Annotated in this window: 15 protein-coding genes and 2 pseudogenes; 1 reads left to right on the top strand and 16 read right to left on the bottom strand. The window is 39.0% G+C overall.

Annotated features, from left to right (window positions below; all coding sequences use genetic code 11):
• The 9 genes and pseudogenes from ACFPQ3_RS05910 to metK all read right to left on the bottom strand — a co-directional run.
• A pseudogene (locus ACFPQ3_RS05910) lies at positions 1–543 on the bottom strand (transposase); the annotation flags it as partial.
• A 405-nt stretch (positions 544–948) separates the two neighbouring features.
• The gene (locus ACFPQ3_RS05905) at positions 949–2,895 is read right to left on the bottom strand and encodes a fructose-specific PTS transporter subunit EIIC (RefSeq protein ID WP_156807132.1); all 1,947 of its coding nucleotides are present in this window, start codon (positions 2,893–2,895) and stop codon (positions 949–951) included.
• Entirely contained in the window at positions 2,892–3,803 is a 912-nt protein-coding gene (gene pfkB, locus ACFPQ3_RS05900) for a 1-phosphofructokinase (protein WP_156807131.1), read from the bottom strand. The genes ACFPQ3_RS05905 and pfkB overlap by 4 nt, the downstream gene beginning before the upstream one ends.
• Complete coding sequence (locus ACFPQ3_RS05895) at positions 3,800–4,579, bottom strand: DeoR/GlpR family DNA-binding transcription regulator (protein WP_232323265.1); 780 nt, start codon at positions 4,577–4,579, stop codon at positions 3,800–3,802. Before ACFPQ3_RS05895 ends, pfkB begins: the two co-directional genes overlap by 4 nt.
• Before the next feature lie 469 nt (positions 4,580–5,048).
• Positions 5,049–6,044, bottom strand: coding sequence for an NAD(P)/FAD-dependent oxidoreductase (locus tag ACFPQ3_RS05890; RefSeq protein ID WP_156807130.1), 996 nt, complete (start codon positions 6,042–6,044; stop codon positions 5,049–5,051).
• 9 nt (positions 6,045–6,053) lie between these two features.
• A complete protein-coding gene (locus ACFPQ3_RS05885) occupies positions 6,054–6,695 on the bottom strand; it encodes a YczE/YyaS/YitT family protein (protein WP_156807129.1) in 642 nt (213 codons plus the stop codon).
• Positions 6,688–7,413, bottom strand: coding sequence for a tRNA (guanosine(37)-N1)-methyltransferase TrmD (trmD, locus tag ACFPQ3_RS05880; RefSeq protein ID WP_156807128.1), 726 nt, complete (start codon positions 7,411–7,413; stop codon positions 6,688–6,690). Before trmD ends, ACFPQ3_RS05885 begins: the two co-directional genes overlap by 8 nt.
• Positions 7,403–7,921, bottom strand: a complete 519-nt coding sequence (gene rimM / locus ACFPQ3_RS05875) for a ribosome maturation factor RimM (RefSeq protein ID WP_156807127.1) — start codon at positions 7,919–7,921, stop codon at positions 7,403–7,405. The genes trmD and rimM overlap by 11 nt, the downstream gene beginning before the upstream one ends.
• 246 nt (positions 7,922–8,167) lie before the next feature.
• Entirely contained in the window at positions 8,168–9,358 is a 1,191-nt protein-coding gene (metK, locus tag ACFPQ3_RS05870; RefSeq protein WP_156807126.1) for a methionine adenosyltransferase, read from the bottom strand.
• Between the two features lie 250 nt (positions 9,359–9,608).
• Here metK and birA point away from each other — a divergent pair, with 250 nt between their 5' ends.
• Entirely contained in the window at positions 9,609–10,547 is a 939-nt protein-coding gene (birA, locus tag ACFPQ3_RS05865; protein ID WP_156807125.1) for a bifunctional biotin--[acetyl-CoA-carboxylase] ligase/biotin operon repressor BirA, read from the top strand.
• 54 nt (positions 10,548–10,601) lie between these two features.
• Here birA and ACFPQ3_RS05860 read toward each other — a convergent pair whose 3' ends face one another.
• The 7 genes and pseudogenes from ACFPQ3_RS05860 to ACFPQ3_RS05830 all read right to left on the bottom strand — a co-directional run.
• Positions 10,602–12,179, bottom strand: a complete 1,578-nt coding sequence (locus ACFPQ3_RS05860) for an ATP-binding cassette domain-containing protein (protein ID WP_156807124.1) — start codon at positions 12,177–12,179, stop codon at positions 10,602–10,604.
• An 8-nt stretch (positions 12,180–12,187) separates the two neighbouring features.
• Positions 12,188–13,741: an ATP-binding cassette domain-containing protein gene (locus ACFPQ3_RS05855; RefSeq protein ID WP_156807123.1), complete on the bottom strand. Its 1,554-nt coding sequence runs from the start codon at positions 13,739–13,741 to the stop codon at positions 12,188–12,190.
• A gap of 696 nt (positions 13,742–14,437) precedes the next feature.
• Complete coding sequence (locus ACFPQ3_RS05850; protein ID WP_156807122.1) at positions 14,438–15,301, bottom strand: helix-turn-helix domain-containing protein; 864 nt, start codon at positions 15,299–15,301, stop codon at positions 14,438–14,440.
• 328 nt (positions 15,302–15,629) lie between these two features.
• The gene (dnaX, locus tag ACFPQ3_RS05845) at positions 15,630–17,300 is read right to left on the bottom strand and encodes a DNA polymerase III subunit gamma/tau (protein WP_156807121.1); all 1,671 of its coding nucleotides are present in this window, start codon (positions 17,298–17,300) and stop codon (positions 15,630–15,632) included.
• Positions 17,300–17,797, bottom strand: a complete 498-nt coding sequence (locus ACFPQ3_RS05840) for a GAF domain-containing protein (RefSeq protein WP_156807120.1) — start codon at positions 17,795–17,797, stop codon at positions 17,300–17,302. The genes dnaX and ACFPQ3_RS05840 overlap by 1 nt, the downstream gene beginning before the upstream one ends.
• 483 nt (positions 17,798–18,280) lie before the next feature.
• Complete coding sequence (locus ACFPQ3_RS05835) at positions 18,281–18,556, bottom strand: HU family DNA-binding protein (protein WP_156807119.1); 276 nt, start codon at positions 18,554–18,556, stop codon at positions 18,281–18,283.
• Positions 18,557–18,724: 168 nt separating this feature from the next.
• Positions 18,725–19,171 (bottom strand): annotated as a pseudogene (locus ACFPQ3_RS05830) (IS30 family transposase); the annotation flags it as partial.

The following is a 19,171-nucleotide window of genomic DNA, read 5'->3' as shown; positions in this document are numbered from 1 at the left end:
TTTACCTCTGCGATCTAGGAGTCCTTGACTACCATCCTTCTCAAACTTTCTCACCCAGAAATAAACTTGTTGGTAGGAAATACCATATTTCTCAATCGCTGCCTGATAGTCCTTATCATGAGTAATGGTGAAGTTGACAATCTCCACACGTTCTTCAAAAGTGGTTTTACGTCCCTGTTTCATACGACTTAATCCTTTACTAGTTGGTTTGATTTCTATACCACTAGTATACCGTTTTAGTCACGTTTCGAGAACACTTCTAGAGGATATTTGATACCTGTCACAAATAGTATACGTTGACCCTGTTCCATTAAGATAATCTTGTACGGCTTGTTCTTTGATTTCTTTTGAGTACCTCGTCCAAGTTTTACTTTCTCTTAGTCCTGCTATACCTAGATGTTTGTATTTACGAACCCAAGTTCTAATGGTGGTATCACTAACGCCATATTCCCTTATTAAGCTTGAAATGGATTTCCCTTTTTCTAGATACAAGTTAACAATCTCTACTTTTTCTTCTACTGATTTTGGACTTCTTTTTGACATACGAAAACTCCCCTTTTAGTTTCTAGTGAATTTTTGTTTTTTCACTGTCCACTATAAGGGGAGTATATCAATATCTCAGCCTTCTCTTTTTGATAGTAATAACAGACTGGCGCAGTGGTTGATTGGAGGTCTGCAACTGGACACTTCTTCATTTTCAAGTGTCCACCTAAAATAGTCCACCGGACTATTTTAGTACCACGCAACCGTTAGCAGCCATCCTATACGAATGTGATGAACGTCGTTCATCTTATTTTCAACCTCCAAAAATCTCACAGACCTTTGGAGCTGTGCGGAGGTGGGAGTGAAAGTGTCCAGTGGACAGTTTCAGCCTGAGCTTAGAAATCAGAGAGCGAAGGGAAGCCAAGACTTCGAAATCATGACTTCTGTCCCACTCAACTGTTTATCTTATTTTGCTTTGCGAAGGTAACCAAAGAGGACACCTGAGATGATTGCTCCGACAAGGACAAAAGCAAGGTAAAGGATTGGATTTGATGTCAAAGCGATAACGAAGATACCACCGTGTGGTGCCATCAATTTGATACCAGCAAGACCAACAAGTCCACCTGCAATCGCAGAACCTGCGATAAAGCTTGGGATTGCACGCGCTGGGTCAGCAGCGGCAAATGGAATCGCACCTTCCGTAATGAATGAAAGACCCATGATGATGTTAGTCAAACCTGAATCACGTTCTTCATCTGTAAATTTGTCTTTGAAAAGAAGTGTTGCAATGAAAACTGCAAGAGGTGGAACCATACCACCAGCCATAACCGCTGCCATGACAATTGAACCACCGTTTGTCACAGACGCAGCAAGTGTACCAGTACCAAAAACATAAGCTGCTTTATTGACTGGACCACCCATGTCAATTGCCATCATACCACCGACAAGAAGTCCAAGAAGAACAGCTGAGCTACCTGACAAACCGTTCAAGAAATTATTAAGCGCAGTATTGATTGCTGACATTGGAATGTTAACCGCTAACATCGCAAGGCCTGTCAAAATGGTACCAAAGAGTGGCAAGATCAAGATAGATTTTGCACCTTCCAATGAACGTGGCACTTTCACGTATTTTTTAAGCGCAAGAACAAGGTAACCAGCAAGAAAACCACCTACAAGAGCACCAAGGAAACCTGATGGCACACCTGCAAGACCTGCTGTCGCTTCTCCACCAGCAGCGTAAGCAATTTTACCATAAGCCAAACCATTTGAAGCAATGGCACCCGCAACGAAACCTGCAACCATACCTGGTTTTTCAGCGATTGAATAGGCAACATAACCAGCAAATACTGGAATCATGAAACCAAAGGCAGCCTGACCAATCTTCATGAAAGTTGAAGAAATTTCATGGTATGAACCAAGATTTCCAAGTTGATCCTGAGGAACACCTAAAAGGTTATCAAATAAGAATGCTAGGGCAATCATGATACCACCACCGATAACGAATGGAAGCATTTGTGATACACCACTCATCAAGTGTTTATAGAAAGCTTGACCTGCTGACAATTTTTCTTCTGAAGTAGCCGCTTGCGCACCATCTTTAGCCACATAAGTTTCTGCTTCACCGTTTAAGATGATGTTGATAAGCTCCTCGGTTTTCTTGATGCCATCAGCAACTGGACGGTTCACAAGTGGTTTACCATTGAAACGAGGCATGTCAACTGCTTTATCAGCCGCAATGATAACACCTTTTGCTTTAGCAATATCTTCTGCGGTTAATTTGTTACCAACACCTGAAGCTCCGTTTGTTTCAACTTTAATAGCAACACCCATTTCAGCTGCTACTTTTTTAAGTGACTCTTCTGCCATGTAAGTGTGAGCAATACCAGTTGTACATGCTGTAACAGCAACAATGAAATCTTGACCTTCTTCAGGAACTACAACCGTTTCAGCCTCTGCTTTTTCAGATGCTGCATCAAAGACTGCAATAACTTCTTCTGGTGTCATTGCTTTACGAAGGCTATCAGCAAAACCATCTTTCAAAAGATACTGTGACAATTCAGCAAGTGCTGCCAAGTGAGTGTCGTTAGCCCCTTGAGGTGCAGCAATCATAAAGAACAAATCAGTCGGTTGACCATCAAGTGATTGGTAATCAACACCCTTGTTTGATTTTGCAAAAAGCACTGCTGGCTCAGCTACCACAATATTTTTAGCATGTGGCATGGCAATACCATCACCAAGACCAGTTGTCATTTGCTCTTCACGTGTCATAATACCCTTTTTAAAGACATCAAAATCGTGTACAACCTCTTTATCAACGAGTTGTGTAATCATCTCGTCAATTGCCATTTCCTTTGAAATTGCTTGAAGATCAAGCAACATCAAATCTTTCTTCAATAAATCTTGAATTTTCATCGTTTTTCTACCTCTACTTTTTCAAAAGTTTCTTTAATAAAGTCAATGCTTGCCAAATCATCTGAGAAAGCTGTTGCTGTTCCACAGGCCACGCCCCATTTGAGCGCTTCAAGTGGATTTCCAGTAGCTACAAATTCACCAGTAAAGCCAGCCACCATTGAGTCACCAGCTCCTACAGAATTTTTCACTTGACCCTTGATTGGTTTTGCAAAATAAGCTGCCTCTGGCGTCACTAAAAGCGCACCATCACCAGCCATTGACACAATCACGTTTTTAGCACCCTTAGCTAGAATGTGACGAGCATAGGTTTCAATATCGTCAATGCCATTAAGTTCCACGCCAAAAATCGCTTCGAGCTCATGGTTATTTGGCTTCACCAAGAGTGGCTCATAAGCTAAACTGTCAAGAAGAGTCTGTCCTTCAAAATCACAAACCACTTCTGCGCCAGCATTTTTCACCAAAGGAATCAATCGGTTATAAACCTGATTACCAAGGTTTGCCGGAGCTGAACCTGCAAAGACCACCACATCATCTGGAGTCACTTGCGACAAAGTTTTTTCAAGCTCAGCAAGCTGCTCTTCCGTGATAACTGGCCCTGTACCATTGATTTCAGTCTCGTGGTCAGCCTTAATCTTGACATTGATACGAGTGTCTTGATCCACCTCAACAAACTGCGCCTTAATACCCTCAGCTACCAGACCATCTGTCACAAAACGTCCCGTAAAACCACCGATAAAACCAGTAGCCGTATTGTCGTACCCCAACTTTTGCAAGATACGACTGACGTTAATCCCTTTTCCACCTGCGTACTTGTCATCGCTCTCCATGCGGTTAACAGCGCCAACTTCTACGCTATCCAGACGCACAATAAAGTCGATGGATGGATTTAGGGTTACCGTATAAATCATACTTCTATTACCCTCGTTTTTTCTTTTATTTTTTGGAAAATGGCAGAGCTACTGTCAGAGGTAAGTAGCGTCACCTTTTCAATTTCTGCAACCTTGACAAAGGAGACATGACCCAATTTTGACGCATCCACAAGAACAAAACACTCCTTGGCATTATCAATAATTGCCCTTTTGACCATAGCCTCTTCATAATCTGGAGTAGTGAGATAAGCAGTATCCACACCATTCATCCCCATAAAAGCCTTGTCAAAATTGAGCTGTTTGATCTGCATCAACGCAGCTTGACCAATACTGGCATCGGTAGTTTCTTTGACAAAACCGCCAATGATAATCGTCCGAATCCCTTTATCAATCAGCTGACTAGCATGGTGAACAGAATTAGTCACTACAGTTATCGTCGTGTCTGTCAAAACATCTACCAAGAGCGCCGTTGTGGTTCCAGCATCTATAAAAATCACATCATTAGCATGAATCTCTTCCAGAGCTCGAGTGATAATCTGACGTTTTTCTTGAATGTTTTTGACAGATTTTTGAAGGTTGCTCGGTTCATCTCTCAGCGCCTGTAAACTCTCCGCACCGCCATGAACACGGCGTAATTTATTTTCAGACTCCAGCTGATCCAAATCTCTCCGAACCGTTGATTCTGAGGTCTCTAGTAAACTAACCAACTCTTCCAAAGTCACAAAATGCTCTTGTGCTAACTTATCCATAATCAGTTGCTTACGTTCAGATTTTAAAATAGGGGCACCTCCTTTGCAATCGTTTACAGATTTCATTCTACACTATTTTCTAGCAAAGTCAAGCAATATCTCTCAAAAACTTCCAAAGAGCACGAAAAACACAACAGACACCCAATTAATGCCTAAATAGCCCCTAAAACAACGTTAGATACAACAGCTCCAAAATTTGAATCAACATTAGGACACAAAAGAGTCGTAATAAAGCGGTAATTATAGCATATGTCTCTGATTCAATGGTCTCCTGTTTTAGTTTCATTCTACTATATTTCCTCACTTTTCTAAAACTCTAGAGATGAATACCTTTAAGAACTAGAATGATCTAACTGAGCTAATCTCAAAAACTTTCCACTCGCTGTTCATCAGAGCTATGCTATACCTAAGATAGCAAAAGGAGCTGGACTGAATCCAACTCCTTTTTTGTGTTCTCATTATAAAGCATTGACCACTTTTTACAGGCAAGAGTTAGTAAACGGATAACAAGATAAAACCGTCTCTCCTGTAACGTTTACTCATTGATCAACGATGTTGAGTGCACTGGACGGTTATCCTTGTCTGGGTGTGCATATTTGATGGCTTCGTTTACTGCAATCGGCGCTTCACCAAATCCTGTCGCAATCAGCTCAACTTTGCCTTCATAATCTGCGGCATCACCGATTGCAAAAACACCTTCTTGACTAGTTTCAAAGTTACGAGATACGTTAATTGAAGTGCGTTTGTAATCCACATTCCAATTTTTAAGATTTTTATTATTAGTTGAAAAGCCGAAACTGACAATCAAAGCATCTAGTGGTAAATCAAGTGTTTCTCCTGATTTCACTTTTTGAATAGTCAAACTGGTCGTTCTGCCATTTTCCCCAGAAATTGAAAGAGGAACATAAGGAGTCAGTATCTCCACAGAAGAGTTTTCCATGACCTCTACACTGTGTTCATGAGCTCGAAAGCTATCTCGGCGGTGAACAATCGTGACACTCTCTGCGATACTTTCAAGGGCGTTTGCCCAGTCAACTGCTGAGTCCCCACCACCACAGATAACCACTTTTTTGCCAGCAAACTGATCCAATTTGTGAACATTGTAGAAAATAGTCGTATCGGCATAACGGTCTTCACCGTCAACGCCCAAGGGACGTGGCGCAAAAGCACCATTACCGCACGCAATAATAATAGAACGGGATAAATGCTCTGCTTTATTGGTTTTAATGTGAAAAATACCATCAACCTTTTCAAAAGTCTGTACTTCTTCTTTAAGACAGATTGTCGTCTTGTCCTTAAAACGCTCTAACTGTTCCAGCAATTTCTCAGTTAATTCAGCACCTGTTGTGACTGGATAGCCTGGAATATCATAAATCTTCTTTTCAGGATAAAGAATGGCAGGCTGCCCACCAAGCTCTGATAGGCTTTCAATAATCTGCACGTCCATGCCACGTAAGCCAGCATAGAAAGCTGCCCAAAGCCCAACAGGACCGCCACCAATAATCGTAATATCATGAATAGTCTGTGTCATAATCGCTCCTTACTTTTCTTGAATACGTTTAAATAATACTTCGGAATAAGGGTGAACAAGCGCAATTACACGACCGGTTAAAACCATTGCAATCACAGTACCAATACCAATCCCTAGAAACGGTTGACCGGCTAAAAAGCCAATGATTAGAGCTAGTAAAATATGCAGAGCATCTAAAAGATTTTTACCATAACCAAATCCTTTTTTAGCTACCAAACCAATCACATCCGCCAAAGCATCCGCAGGATTAGGAATTAACTGCATAGCAATCATAAGCGAAGCACCAATAGCAATTAAGACAACCGCCGAGATTAGAAAAATCCCTTGCAAGACAACCCCTTCGGCAGTTGGCATTAACCCATCAAAAACTTCAATAAAATAACTGGTCAACACACTTGCAATAAGCTGAAAAAGCTGGATAAGTCTAAATGTTTTTCCCAACAATATCGCCTGTAAAAGCAGCATCACACAGTAGGAAATAAAGCTCGTTATTCCCAGTGAGATACCAGACAATACCGTTGCAATATAAGGTAAAGTCGTCACCGGAGAAACCCCTAAAAGACTCTTGGTATTAAGCGTAATCCCCGCCGCTAAAATGACCACTCCAAGCAAATAGACAGCACACTGTGCCCAATTAATACGTTTATTCATCAATTTCCTCTTTTTTTATCTTTTCTAATAATTGTTTTTCTTCTTCAGTAAAATGGTACAGCTCAAGTAAATCTGGTCTGCGTTCCAGAGTTTTTCTGAGGCTTTGTTCCAAACGCCAAAGGCGGATATTTTCGTGATGCCCAGACATCAAGACATCCGGCACAGTCATGCCACGAAAATCATATGGACGGGTGTATTGTGGGTATTCCAAGAGGCCTGATGAGAAGCTATCATCCTGATGACTGGCCTCTTTACCAATCACATCTGGAATAAGGCGCACCGTCGCATCCACCATGGTCATCGCCGCAAGCTCACCACCCGTCAATACAAAATCTCCAAGAGAAATTTCATCCGTCACTAACGTTTTGATGCGCTCATCGTAGCCTTCATAGTGACCACAAATAAAAATCAACTCTTCTTCACTCGCTAATTCCTCAGCGTAGCTTTGATCAAAGGTACGTCCTGCTGGATCAAGGAGAATCACACGAGGATTTTTAGCTTGAATTTTTTCAATGGTATCAAAAATCGGCTGCGCACGCAGCAACATTCCTTGACCTCCACCATAAGGCTCATCATCCACATGACGAGCCTTTTCTGCATTTTCACGAAAATTATGGTAGGTGATCTCAAGCAATCCCTTTTCATTTGCCTTACCGACAATAGAATGCTCAAGCGGGGCAAACATCTCAGGAAATAGGGTCAGAATATCAATCTTCATCGTCTAACCCTTCCATGATTTCAACATCAACACGATTTCCTGCAACATCTACATTGAGAATCACTGGTGGAATGTATGGAAGCAACAAATCACGTTTTCCTTTGCGTTTAACCACCCAAACATCATTGGCTCCAGGTTGTAGAATTTCTTTTACTTGACCAATCAGAACATCATTTTCATAAACATCTAGACCGATGATTTCATGATAATAGAAATCACCCTCTTCTAATTCTGATAAATTTTCCTCAGCCACTTTGAGTGAAAATCCTTTGTACTTTTCAACATCATTGATATGGTAAAGTCCTTTGAATTTCACAATATCAAAGTTTTTTTGCTTACGATGACTTGCTACTTCGACTTCCATCACAAAGTTGTCCTTATCATCAAAAAGTGATAAGCGACTGCCTTTATTAAAACGTTCATCCGCAAAATCAGTGACACTCATCACACGCAACTCACCCTGTAACCCTTGGGTATTAACAATTTTTCCGACATTAAAATAATTCATTTTCTCTCTTCTTTTCTACTTGTAAATCATTATTTATTTTACCACGAGAACACCAAAAAAGCCAACCTTCATTAGCTTTCATCTTTTTCATTTATTCTAGTAAGTTTCAGTGAGTTTTACTTTATTTTTTCTAAAACAGATTTCAATGGTAGGCCATTCACTCTTATAGAAAGTGTTACTCCCCACCCCATCGCCTCTATTTAAAAGAGGCAGGGAAAAGTGTCCCAACCTCATATCTAAACGCTATTATTCTGCTACTGCTGCTTTCAGAGCATCTACCTTATCCAAATTTTCCCATGGAAGGTTGATATCTGTACGTCCCATGTGTCCATAAGCTGCTGTTTGTTTATAGATTGGGCGTTTAAGATCAAGCATCTTAATGATACCTGCTGGACGGAGGTCAAAGTTTTCACGCACCGCTTTTTCCAAAGCAGCTTCAGAAACTGTTGCCGTACCAAAAGTATCTACACGCACAGATACTGGATGAGCTACACCAATGGCATAAGCCAATTGAACTTCTGCTTTCTTAGCGAGACCTGCTGCTACGATATTTTTAGCGATGTAACGTGCCGCATAAGAAGCAGAGCGGTCAACTTTAGTAGCATCCTTACCAGAGAAGGCACCACCACCGTGACGAGAATAACCACCGTAAGTATCCACAATGATTTTACGTCCTGTCAAACCAGAATCTCCTTGAGGCCCACCGATAACAAAGCGTCCTGTTGGATTGATAAAGAATTTTGTGTCTTCATCAAGATATTCTGTTGGAATAACAGCTTTAATGACTTGGTTAATCACATCTTCACGAATTTGCTCGTTTGTCGCTTCTGGATCATGTTGTGTAGAGATAACAACTGTGTCCACGCGCACTGGTTGATCATTTTCATCATATTCCACTGTAACTTGAGATTTTGCATCTGGACGAAGGTAAGAAATCGCACCTGATTTACGAAGCTCTGCTAATTTACGAACCAATTGGTGTGATAATGAAATTGGAAGTGGCATTAATTCTGGTGTCTCATCAATGGCAAAACCAAACATAAGACCTTGGTCACCTGCACCAATCAAGCTAAGTTCATCTTTTTCCCCATCACGTACTTCAAGAGCTTCATTAACCCCTTGAGCAATATCTGGTGATTGTTCAATCAACGACGGATGTACGCCAACAGAATCTGCCGCAAAGCCATATTCTGCATTGTTATAACCGATTTCAGCAATCGTCTCACGAACAACTTTGTTAATATCAACATAAGCTGTCGTCGAAATTTCACCAAAAACATGAACAGAACCTGTATAAACAGCTGTTTCTGCTGCAACATGTGCTTCTGGATCTTGCTCTAAAATCGCATCTAAAATCGCATCTGAAATTTGGTCTGCAATCTTATCCGGATGTCCTTCCGAAACTGACTCAGACGTGAAAAGTTTACGTTCTGACATAAAAATGTCCCCCTTTAATAAAAATCTCGTAGATCTCCTTGAACGATAAAGAACACTACGCGTTACTAGGTTACAAAGCACTAGCTATAAACCAGTTGAAGTGTCACAACAGAGGAAACAATCACTAGCATACAACTACCTTTTCGGGACTTAATAACGTTATTATTCTAACATAGATAACTCATTTTGGCTATTAAAATCTTCTCATTTAAAACTACCAAAATCAATCTTTTTATACTATACTAGACTTATGAAAACATACGAAAAAATTTTTGAGGCACTTTACGAGAAAAAAGACTTTATCACCGGTGAAAGTCTGGCTCAATCCTTGCAAGTGTCTCGCACAGCTATTTGGAAAGCTATAAAAACTCTTGAAGAACAAGGCATTACGATAGAAACCAGTAAAGGAAAAGGCTATCGCTGGGTATCTGGTGATCTCTTAATTCCAGATAAAATCACTTCTAAAACTGGTCTTCCTGTGACTTTTGTACAAAGCAGCGCTTCTACCCAATTAGATGCCAAGCAAGGCATGGACAATGGCAACTCCTCTCCTAGACTCTATCTGGCGGGTAATCAAACCGCAGCTCGTGGGCGAATGGGACGCCAATTTTTTGCTGAAAAAAATGGTGGCATTTACATGAGTTTGCACATTAAGCCAAATGTAGCCTTTGATCAGCTACCGACCTATACGCTCATGGTAGCAAGTGCAACAGTCCGAGCTATTCACCGCCTAACCGGTAAAGATTGTGACATCAAATGGGTCAACGATATTTATTTTGAAGGTAAAAAAATTGTTGGTATCTTAACAGAGGCCGTTTCCTCAATTGAGACTGGTACCATTACAGATGTTATCATTGGTGTAGGGATTAATTTCCATCTTAAAGATATTCCAAGCGATCTCAAGCAGAAAGCTGGTAGCCTCTTTTCAGATGATTTGCCTACGATTACACGAAACGATCTCATTAGTGAAATCTGGCATATCTTTTCAACCATTCCAGAACATGATTTGTACAAGGTCTACCGTGATAAATCATTAGTATTAGATAGGCATGTCACTTTCACACAAAATGGGCAGGATTATTCAGGTATTGCCCAAGATATTACTCCAAACGGTGGCCTCCTTGTTGAATTAGATTCTGGTGGCATGATGGAAATTTCTAGTGGGGAAGTTAGCTTAACATCGTGGTAATAACTATAATTCAAATCAAAAAGCCTAAAATTTGGTCACATCCGACCAAGGATTTTAGGCTTTTTTGTATGATGTTAACTCAATTTCTCCATCATAGACAAAATCATCATCAATATGGTGGGCAATTTCAATAACGGTAACTGGTAGATTAAATAGCAGATTTCGTATGTTCTTAGCATTTTGAGCATCCAGCGGAGCTGTCACTTCATCTGCTAAGAGGACATCTTTTTGTCTAATGAGGTTTCGTGCAATGTCTAGCCGTACCCTTTGCCCACCAGAAATATTTTCTCCATTATTCACAATTTGGTAATCTAAAATATTGTCAAACTCAGCTGTTAAATCAACTTGCTCTAGTTTTTCCAATAATAAGGCATCTGAAAACTTATCTCCCAATGTCAAATTATAGCGAATGCTATCATTAAAAAGATAAGGTGACTGAGCAATTACACCAATACGCTGATGATTGTCTACCATTACCTGACCATTTTTAGTCACCATCTCGATAGAGCCTTCGTCAGGCTTCAATTCTTGTGAGATTAACTTAAAAAAGGTTGATTTACCAGAACCACTCGGTCCTTTTATCAAATATTTTTTTCCTTTCTCAAAGCGATAAGTGAGGTTTGAAAAGAGCGTTCTACCTGCAAAGGACTTCGTTAATTGATGACATGCTAAGGCTTCAAAATCTTCATTAGTAAGAGACCGCTCCTGTTCTTTAGGAATAGGCTGGGCTAATATCTGGTCAAACTTTTCAGAAATAGATTTTGACCCTTTCAGCCTAAAGATATTATCCACAATTGACATCAGCGGTTGTTCCAGACGTGTTGCTGCAATAAACATCGCAATCAGGTCAGTCGTTCTCAAATCTGTCCCTACTGTCATCAAAACCAGGCCTAAAAAGATTGGTAAGAATTGAGACACAAAGAGCATCTGATTGGCTAAAAAGGCAAAGAAAGATTGATAAATCCCAAATGTTTGCCGTGACTTTTCATAGTATGCTGATTGTTTTTGAAGCACTTTAAAACTAGGAGAAAGAGCTTGATTCTGAGCCAATGTTGACCTTCCAGCAATCGTATCACTCAATGAACTCAGTAATTTCTGTCTTTCTGCGGCTTGTTCGCCCCCTTTTTGCTCTGCTATTTTACTAATTCTAAGTTGAACAATTAAGAAAAGAAAGGCACAGACAATAAACAGCAAACCAATCGGTATATTTTTGGACAAGAGGTAGATACTAAGTAAGAGGAAATTACTAATATGTGCAACAAGGAGAACACTAGGGCTAATATGGTTCCAGAGATAATATTCGACATCCTGTGTCAATAGCGAAATTTTCTTATCATTGCCCATTTTCTGATGACCTAACATCAACTGCTGATAGAGACGAAGTCGAATGTTGCCACAACCAATAGTCATTATCTGGTTCAGTAAGAGATTAGCGATAAACATCACCGTATATAGAATCACATACAGGGTCAAGCCATAAAACAAAAACTCCCAAACATTCTTACTGCTATTTAAAGAAGTTAAATCAAAAATTTTTGTGGTAATCAATGGTTCAATGAGAAAGACAAAACTGTTTAAAACACTGGAGATGAGGGCTAACGTCACCAAAAATTTATTAAAATACTTAAACATCTCATCACCTACAATTCTATAATAGCATCATAAACCATTGTTTCGTCCACATGGTGAGCCACTTCAATAATGGTCATCGGAAGTGAAAAAATCAACTCTCTCACACGACGGGCATTCTCTTTATCCAAGGATGCGGTCACTTCATCAAGCAGCAGAATATCCTTTTGACGGAGTAAAAATCGTGCTAATTCTATCCGTACACGCTGGCCACCTGAAACATTGCTTCCATTATTTTCAATCTGAAACTCTAAACCTTCTGGTAATTCTTCAAGCAAATGAACTTGTTTTAATACTTTGGTCATCTCATCACGAGAAAAGGTCTGATTCAGACAAAGATTTTCTTCTAGACTTCCATTAAAGAGGAAGGGTGACTGGCTCACCACACCAATATTAGCTTGATAAGTCTCAAAGAGTTGATTATCATTGGTCACAAGAGCAACTTTTCCAGAATCTACACTCTCACCCTTAATGATATTTAACAGGGTTGTTTTACCTCTCCCACTAGCTCCCTTGATTAAATGTTTCTTCCCCTTTTCAAAGGTATAGGAAAATTCTTGAAAAATAGATTTCTCTCCATAGGATTTTGTGATATTTTGCAAAGTCAAGGCCTCAAAACCAGGGATGTATGGAACTTCTGCTTCATCAACAGGCTTATCCATTAGCTCATAGATTTTTGTTTTAATCGAGTTGGTAGCCTGCATGCTAAAGGTTGCATACATCATATTTTGAAGGGGATTTGATAAGCTATTTGAAGCAATAAACATAGCAACCAACGCTGACACTGGAATATGCCCAAAAACATTTGGTAATAAAAAATAAATTCCAATTGGCAATACACGCCCTAAAAACTGTGTCAAACCATTACAGAAAAAGAGGAAATTAGACAGATAATAATAGTTTCGACGGGCAGTTTCATAAGTCAGCACCTGATGTTCCAATTTTCCGTAGGTCGTGTCAAATGCCTGATGATGTAATAGTGTGCTTCCACCATTGATATAGTCCATAATGAGAGCCATGGAACGCTCACGCTCCTCGCTCTGCTTTTGACCAAGAGTATCCGCCATTTTACTTAAAAGCACTTGTGGTAATGGGCGTAAAAGAGAGCCTAAAATAAACAGAAGCGCTAGAACAGGATTTAAGGTGAATAAATAAACTGATACAACTACGAAAATCATCCCATTTTTGGGCAAACGCATGACCTGAGTCACGTAATTGTCATAGAAAAATTCTAAATCTTGACTGAGAAAATTGGTCGTCTCATGCTGGTCTATTGACTCCTTCGTTAAGAGGAGCGTCTTTGTCAATTTATCTCGCAAAGCTAACATGATACGTTTACAAGACACATCATAAATAACATTTGCCCCAAATTCTAGACCATAAAATAGCAGATAAGTCAACAATCCTACGACAAACAGTTTCCCAAGCGATTCAAAGTCCGTTACCCTATCAATCGTCATCACTTTTTGAATGACTAATGACTGTAAAATACTAGAGAAAGCCCCTAATATAAAGACCACAAGGGCAAAATAACGGAATTTACCAAGATAGGAAAGTAATTTCATATCATCTCCTCTAAATAAAGAAGTTAGCTAGGAAAGGTTAGCCAACTAGTTACAAGCTACTTACCACAGATAAAATTCGGACAAAATCCGTTACCTGGTTTTTCAACAGCTGAAGTTGGGTCATATTTTTTATTTTCTTTTATAATCATGGTTAATTCCTCCAAAAATTTAATTTATATCAAGGATATCGTTATAAGATTTGGTAAGAATAAAAAGTGAAAAATCCTTTTGTATTCGCTCTTTATAAAGTCTACACAACCTTTCCCTCGGATAATAGTTTATCCGCGAATGTTACAATAGCATCTTCTACCTCTAGAGACATTGAAATATTCTTAAATTTCTCATAACAATATTTACATCTAATGTTACAGTCTCTATGTGTTAGAATTATAAATTCTAGCAGTTTTTCATCGGCAGTTTTAATTCTATCTAGCGTATCTTGTAACTCATTTTCTTCCCGTTGATAATGATATGATGTTAAATAATCATAATATTGCATTTTTGTTATTGCATCACATTCTATTTTTCGTAATAATTCATTCGTTATGAAAAAAGAATGATTATTTTTGGTTTTGTAATATACATTTCCATCTGACTTAAAACATAAGGCGACATTTCCATAATGGAACCTCCTTCATCACGCTTTAAGTATATCACTCTGAAAAAAACTTTAAATTTCTTTCCCATATCTGCTGATTAGCTATGTTCTCCTAAAATTTTTTCTAAATGCCCTTCGTAAGTTTTGGATAAGTGGTTACTTCCTGCTAATTTCATTGCAGCGATACACTTTCTCATTTCAATAATTGCTTTACAATCCTTCTCTTTTTTATAATGATACAGATGTTGTGCATACTGAAACGCCAATCGCTCATAAATTTCAGTCTCAGTGAAAAAGCATTGGTTTAGTTGTTTTTCAAAATACAGAGCATCCAGAAATTTTCCTCTCTCAACACATGTGATATATCCGTTTAATAACATTGATGAGATTAATCGTCTATTATTTGGAATTTCTTTATAGAAATCAGAACGCCTAGACATTTCTCTAGCCAAAACCATGAAAACATCATGTTTTAGGACATCTAAAGTATTTGAAAAAATCAAAAGTTCATAATATCCCCAATATTCCACACTAATAAGATAATCGGTTAGATACGATAAATCACCACTAGAATAATAAGCTTCTCCTGATAAATCTTGTAAGCGAATTTTTAATAAAATGATATTAAGCTTATGAAATTTCTCTTGTTTAGGATTTGACTCCATTTGGGAATAGAGTAATTTTTTCAACCCATCAACATCATGATTAGATACAAAATGCCTAACCTTTGACAAAAGTTCATTGAGTTCATCCCTATGAAAATCATGCACAGCATACATAAATTCGTCAATAGGCATGTTAATTTCATCTAAGATAAGCATGAACTTAGAAATGGTTAAATCTGTCTCTCCTTTTTCAAATCGAGATAGCTGGGACGTTGATATACCAGCCTTTGCAACATCTTTTAACTTTAATCCTCGCGATTCTCGAAACTTTTTAAAAATTTCTCCAAAATTTTTCATATCACACCTCAATCACGCATATATGGGAATTTTTTGATTTTTAACATTTTATCATAAATATAGAAAAAAATAAAAGCGAGGTATTTCACATGAAAAAACAAAAACTACTTCCCATTATCGTTGTTAGATAATCACAATCTCTATTAAAGGTATCTACTAAAAATTATCATTTCTTAATCACACTAATAAATGAAGCTGGCAAAAACTTAAATGTTAGTCTTGCAATAAAAAAAGTAAACAATATAAAACGGCTTAGAGTGATGTTGTCAAGAAACGTCACTCTAAGCCATTCTCTGTTTTTAAGCTTTTTCTAGCCTCATCTATTCTCTTAATCTTCCACAATCTCAACTTTATCTGTCAAGTAAGCAAATTCTTCTGGTAGTACTGGTTCTTCTGCGACACTTTCTTCCGATTCCGTACGTTGTGCTTTCATTTTTTGAGCAAATTCTGCACGAATCTCATTGAAGTCTTGGCGTGGCACTGCCATAATTTGCGGAGAAAAGCCTGCGGCTTTACTCATAATATTGCCAAACATGGCATTGAGATTTTCTCGCTTCATGGCCTGTTCTGCGTTAAATGCCGCATCAAAGGCTAAAATAGCATTTTCCGAGTTGGCAAGAACTGGCTCTGACCCCAATAACAAGGCCCTATCTTGAGCCGAGATGCTATCTAAAATCTCATTCCACGCACCCTTTAATGCCTCAAGATACTCACGCGAGCGTTGGCTATCCGCAACTGTTTCTTCCATGATCGTTATGATTTTGACACGGTCCACTTTGAAGGCGATAGCACTTTTCTTGGTTTGAGGTTTTGGAGCAATGGCAGAGCTAGGATTTGCAATCCCTTGTGATAATTGTTTTTTCAGCTCAGCGATTTCTGAACGTAGCTGACTAAGCTCTGCTTCTAAGTTTTCTGGAATCTCCGTTTGAACTGCTTTGCTATTGTCCCCTAAACGAATGGTCATCATCTCTGCATAAATCTTAGGATGTGTACCTGTTTTAATCTCAGGCAAGCTAGTCGTAACCGTATCAATCATAGCAAATAGCTGACTTTGAGGAATATTTAGGTTTTCAGTAAACTGCTCCGTCTGACGATTGGCTTGTCCACCGGTTTGAACAATTAGCAAATCACGAAGGTAAGTCAACAAATCCGTCGCAAAGCGACTCATGGATTTACCACTGTCAAAGAGGGTCTCCAAGTTCTCAAGCGCCTCTGTCACCTGATGGTAACGAATATTTGTCACATAATCATCAAGTGCCACAAGTCCAATCGATCCCGTAATTTCTTCTGCAATGGCAACTGTCACTTGGTTATCTGGTGCCAAACTCAATGCTTGATCAAGAATCGAGAGAGCATCACGCATACCTCCTTCAGCACGTCGAGCAATAATCACCAAGGCATCATCTTCATAAGAAATACCTTCTTTGGTTAAAATCCTTGCCAAATGTTGTTGAATAGCGACCTGCTTAATGGATTTAAATTCAAATCGTTGCACACGAGATAAGATGGTTGCTGGAATCTTGTGCAGTTCTGTCGTAGCCAAAATGAATACAACATTCTCAGTCGGCTCTTCTAAAGTTTTCAAGAGAGCATTAAAAGCCCCCGTTGATAACATATGAACCTCGTCAATGATATAAACCTTGTATGTCGCTCGACTTGGAGCATAGGTAGATTTATCACGGATGTCACGAATTTCATCAACCCCATTATTTGAAGCAGCATCAATTTCAATGACATCTTCTAGGCTACCATTGGTAATATCTTGGCAAATATCACAAGTATTGCAAGGTTCCCCATCTACTTGATTAGGGCAGTTCATTGCCTTAGCAAAGATTTTGGCGGCAGAAGTTTTACCAGTCCCACGAGGTCCAGAAAAAAGATAAGCATGGCTAATTTTCCCAGAAGCAACAGCTTGTTTTAAAGTCGTAGAAATAACCTCTTGTCCAACCATTTCATCAAAGGCTTGACTGCGGTATTTTCGATAAAGTGCTTGATACATTAACCTTCTACTCCAAACATATCAAAGTTAAAATGCGTTTTTTCCAGTAAAATAGCAACAAATTTTTCCAAATACTCCTGATCAATAGCATCATAATCCGCTACCAAACGTGAATCCAAATCAAGGACACCGACCAACTTTCCATCTTTAACCATTGGAACAACAATTTCTGACATGGCTGCACTATCGCAGGCGATATAGTTCTCATGTTTAGTCACATCATCTACAATCAATGTTTCACGTTTCTCAGCAGACTCACCACAAACACCTTTACCTAGAGCAATATGAACACAAGAAACACCACCTTGAAAAGGCCCTAAAATCAATTCTTGACCATTAAAAAGGTAAAAACCTGTAAACACAGAATTTGGCAAAGTCACGCGCAACATAGCAGAAGCATTTGACAAATTCGCCAAAGCATTTGTCTCATTGGCAAAAAGACCCTCTGCCAGCATTAACAATAATTCATAATTCTCAATTTTTTGCTTAGTATTCATAGAACTATTATAGCACATACTGGTCTAATTTTAAGGTAAAAAGGTAGATTATCATTAAAGTAAGAACAATAGAATAGTATAAAAGGGGATTATAGTCCTGCAACTAAAACTCAGCCAATCAAATGAAAAGCCACTATTTGATGAATTGATACTAAACCTCTTACTCTAACCTTAAAAAAATGAAATGTTACTGACATCATGGAAACTTACTGATTTTATGCCCCTTTCATAAGTGAGCCTGTGATCTCGCACTGGTTTATCACAGACTCTGTTTTCCCACCTCCAAGTATCGCTCCCCCGATACTTGGAGCCCCAAAACACAGAAAAAGCCTATTGCACAACGCAGAAACGTTGATACAATAGGCGTCAAATAGATTAGCTAACTGTTTTCAAAACAAAAGACCAGAACTATCTCTGGTCTTCTTATCCCTTCACTTCTTATTTCTAGGCTCAGGGGCTAAAACGGTCCACTGGACAGTTTTACTATTTTACAGCGTCTTTAAGTGCTTTACCAGCTTTGAATGCTGGAACTTTTGATGCTGCGATTGTGATTTCTTCACCAGTTTGTGGGTTGCGACCTGTACGTGCTGCACGCTCACGAACTTCAAAATTACCGAATCCGATAAGTTGAACTTTCTCACCTGCTGCAAGGTAGTCTGCAACTGCTGCAAAAACAGCATCTACAGCTGCTGCTGAGTCTTTTTTAGTCAATGAAGTGCTTTCTGCAACTTTTGCGATCAAATCTTGTTTGTTAGCCATGTTAACAAATCCTCCAATTTTTTTTGAGCTTATGCTCTAACAAGAACTATCATAACTTAAAACCGCTTGGTAGTCAAGCTTTAGAAGTCATTTCATGCAACTTTAAAAAAAATCGCGCATTATCAAGTCAAGTGCCACAAGTTCGAGGCTGACTTAGAATTCCTTTGTTTAGGCTGTTTGGGCTAGTCCAAACAGAAAATTTGCAGTTTTATAGTGGTGAAGTCGTCTAGGTCTATTAGTGATAGCAGAGACATAATGATTAAGTTATTCTGTTGTCAGTGGGTTTAGAGAGATACCTTTTGGGAGAAACTTTCTCAAAAGAACGTTGAAGTTTTCATTAGTCCCTCTTTCATGCGAAGAATAAGGATGGGCATATATATATATATATCAACTCCATGTAAGTCTGACAAACTACTAAACTCTGAACCATTGTCCGACGTGATCGAAAGAATAGGATACTCTAAAAGAAGTTCCTTAACTGTAGCGTTAATCGGCTCTGCTTGCTTATTCGGCAATTGACAAGCCAGGACAAACCGAGTCTGGCGTTCTACCAAGGTCATAACAACAGCTTCATCCTTGGTTTCCTTACCGAGTACAAGGTCAATCCCCCAGTGG

The organism is Streptococcus caledonicus, from assembly GCF_042656225.1.
Taxonomy (GTDB): domain Bacteria; phylum Bacillota; class Bacilli; order Lactobacillales; family Streptococcaceae; genus Streptococcus; species Streptococcus caledonicus.
Note: the sequence above shows the minus strand (reverse complement) of the source record. Positions and strands in the feature narration are given on the sequence as shown.

Bases quoted from the DNA above. Each gene is read 5' to 3' on its own strand.
- rimM (WP_156807127.1), bottom strand. From the start codon at position 7,921: ATGAATTATTTTAATGTCGGAAAAATTGTTAATACCCAAGGGTTACAG.
- pfkB (WP_156807131.1), bottom strand. From the start codon at position 3,803: ATGATTTATACGGTAACCCTAAATCCATCCATCGACTTTATTGTGCGT.
- ACFPQ3_RS05855 (WP_156807123.1), bottom strand. From the start codon at position 13,741: ATGAAATTACTTTCCTATCTTGGTAAATTCCGTTATTTTGCCCTTGTG.
- ACFPQ3_RS05895 (WP_232323265.1), bottom strand. From the start codon at position 4,579: ATGAAATCTGTAAACGATTGCAAAGGAGGTGCCCCTATTTTAAAATCT.
- ACFPQ3_RS05890 (WP_156807130.1), bottom strand. From the start codon at position 6,044: ATGACACAGACTATTCATGATATTACGATTATTGGTGGCGGTCCTGTT.
- ACFPQ3_RS05840 (WP_156807120.1), bottom strand. From the start codon at position 17,797: ATGAATACTAAGCAAAAAATTGAGAATTATGAATTATTGTTAATGCTG.
- ACFPQ3_RS05860 (WP_156807124.1), bottom strand. From the start codon at position 12,179: ATGTTTAAGTATTTTAATAAATTTTTGGTGACGTTAGCCCTCATCTCC.
- ACFPQ3_RS05905 (WP_156807132.1), bottom strand. From the start codon at position 2,895: ATGAAAATTCAAGATTTATTGAAGAAAGATTTGATGTTGCTTGATCTT.
- ACFPQ3_RS05885 (WP_156807129.1), bottom strand. From the start codon at position 6,695: ATGAATAAACGTATTAATTGGGCACAGTGTGCTGTCTATTTGCTTGGA.
- trmD (WP_156807128.1), bottom strand. From the start codon at position 7,413: ATGAAGATTGATATTCTGACCCTATTTCCTGAGATGTTTGCCCCGCTT.
- metK (WP_156807126.1), bottom strand. From the start codon at position 9,358: ATGTCAGAACGTAAACTTTTCACGTCTGAGTCAGTTTCGGAAGGACAT.
- birA (WP_156807125.1), top strand. From the start codon at position 9,609: ATGAAAACATACGAAAAAATTTTTGAGGCACTTTACGAGAAAAAAGAC.
- dnaX (WP_156807121.1), bottom strand. From the start codon at position 17,300: ATGTATCAAGCACTTTATCGAAAATACCGCAGTCAAGCCTTTGATGAA.
- ACFPQ3_RS05835 (WP_156807119.1), bottom strand. From the start codon at position 18,556: ATGGCTAACAAACAAGATTTGATCGCAAAAGTTGCAGAAAGCACTTCA.
- ACFPQ3_RS05850 (WP_156807122.1), bottom strand. From the start codon at position 15,301: ATGAAAAATTTTGGAGAAATTTTTAAAAAGTTTCGAGAATCGCGAGGA.